The organism is Streptomyces sp. OfavH-34-F (genome assembly GCF_022347745.1).
GTDB lineage: Bacteria > Actinomycetota > Actinomycetes > Streptomycetales > Streptomycetaceae > Streptomyces.
The window spans coordinates 1-1892 of record NZ_JAKRGC010000571.1 but is presented as its reverse complement, the minus strand read 5'-3'; the positions used below and the strand labels follow the sequence as shown (position 1 = coordinate 1892).

The following is a 1892-nucleotide window of genomic DNA, read 5'->3' as shown; positions in this document are numbered from 1 at the left end:
GGGTCGAGCGCGCCGGCCAGCCGCCGGGCGAGGGCGTCCACGTCCTCGCCGCGGGTCTCCTCGACGGCGGCGCGGACGGTGCCGCGCGGCAGCACCTCCAGGCCGTCGGCGACGCGCAGCCGCAGGGCGTCGTGGTGGTCGAGAAGGGTCTGCACGCCCCGGGCCAGCCGGTCCGGGGTGAGCGCGTCCACGTAAAGGGCGGTCCACTGGGCGTATCCGGCGACGGTGTCGACGTCCGGGTGGGGGTCGAGCAGAGCGCGCACGATGGGCGGGGCCGGTACGGGGCCGGCCGGTTCGTCGGCGGGCCCCGTCGTCTCCTCGAGGAGTTCGGCCGAGGCGGCGAGCGCGGCGAAGGTGCGGCGGGCGAGCAGGTCCTTGGGGCGCAGGGCGAGGCCGCGGGCGCGGAGCCTGCTGCTGACGGTGATGGCGGTGATGCTGTCCCCGCCGAGGGCGAAGAAGTCGTCGTCCACGCTGACGCGTTCGACGTCGAGGGCTTCGGCGAGGACGGCGCACAGCAGGCGTTCGCGGTCGGTGCCCGGTTCCCGGCCGCCGCCGGGCAGGGCGGGGGCGGGCAGGGCGGCGCGGTCGAGCTTGCCGTTGGGGGTGACGGGCAGGGCGTCCAGGACGACGACGGCGGCGGGCACCATGGGGGCGGGCAGCCGTTCGGCGAGCCGGGCGCGGGCCTCCTCGCCGGTGAGGGTGGCGGAGACGACGTAGCCGACGAGCCGGGAGGACAGGACGCGGGCGGCGGCCGCGGTGACGCCGGGCAGGGCGGCGAGCGCCTCCTCGACCTCGCCGGTCTCCACGCGGTGGCCGCGGATCTTGACCTGTCCGTCGCCCCGGCCGCCGTACTCCAGGCCGCGGCCGGGCAGCCAGCGGGCCAGGTCGCCGGTGCGGTACATGCGGTCGCCGGGCGCGCCGAACGGGTCGGCGACGAAGCGTTCGGCGGTCGCGGCGGGGCGGCCGAGGTAGCCGCGGGCCAGGTGGGGTCCGGCCAGGTACAGCTCGCCGGGGGTGCCGGGCGGGACGGGCTGGAGGGCGTTGTCCAGGACGTAGACCCGTGTCCCGGCGAGCGGGTGGCCGATGACGGGTGCGCCGTCGTCGATGCGGGCGGTGGTGCTGTCCACGGTGGCCTCGGTCGGCCCGTACATGTTGCGGGCGGGGATGCCGGAGGCGGCGACGCGGCGCCAGAGGGCGGGCGGGGTGGCCTCGCCGCCCAGGAGGAGCAGGGTGGGCGGCAGGTCGAACAGCCCGGCGTCGATGAGCGGGACTGCCATCGAGGGGGTGGTGTCCACGATGTCGATGCCGTCGCGGGCGTACGCGGCGAGCAGGGCGTCGGCGTCGCGGGCGGTGTCGGCGTCGTAGACGTGGAGTTCGTGGCCGCACAGCAGCCAGACGAGGTGTTCGAAGGCGGAGTCGAAGGCGAAGGAGTAGGTGTGCGCGGCGCGCAGCCGCCGTCCCGCCGCCTGTTCGGCCTCGGCGACGACGGTGGCCCGCTGGTGGTGCAGCAGTCCGGCGAGGCCGCCCGCGCGCCCCAGTACGCCCTTGGGGCGGCCGGTCGAGCCGGAGGTGTGGATGACGTAGGCGAGGTCGTCGGGGTGGCGGGGGCGGGAGAGTTCGGCGGTGGCCAGCGGGGCGCCGGAGAGCGCGGCGGCCTCGTCGGCGAGGGTCTTCCAGGGCAGCCCGTCGACGGTGCCGTCGGTGAGGACGAGGGCGGGGCGGGTGTCGTCGACGAGGCCGCGCAGCCGCTCGGCGGGGTGCGCGGTGTCGAGCGGGAGGAAGGCGGCGCCCGCGTGGAGCACGGCGAGCAGGGCGACGACGGCGTCGGCGGAGCGCGGCAGGGCGAGGGCCACCACGTCCTCGGCGCCGATGCCCCGGGCGCGCAGGGCGCG

The 1892-nt window shown here is 77.5% G+C and carries 1 protein-coding gene; it reads right to left on the bottom strand.

Translation table 11 applies throughout. The annotated features are described in order from the left end of the window. Window positions 1-1892, bottom strand: a 1892-nt coding sequence (locus MHW47_RS34995) for a non-ribosomal peptide synthetase (protein ID WP_239227851.1), incomplete at both ends; no start/stop codon positions are given.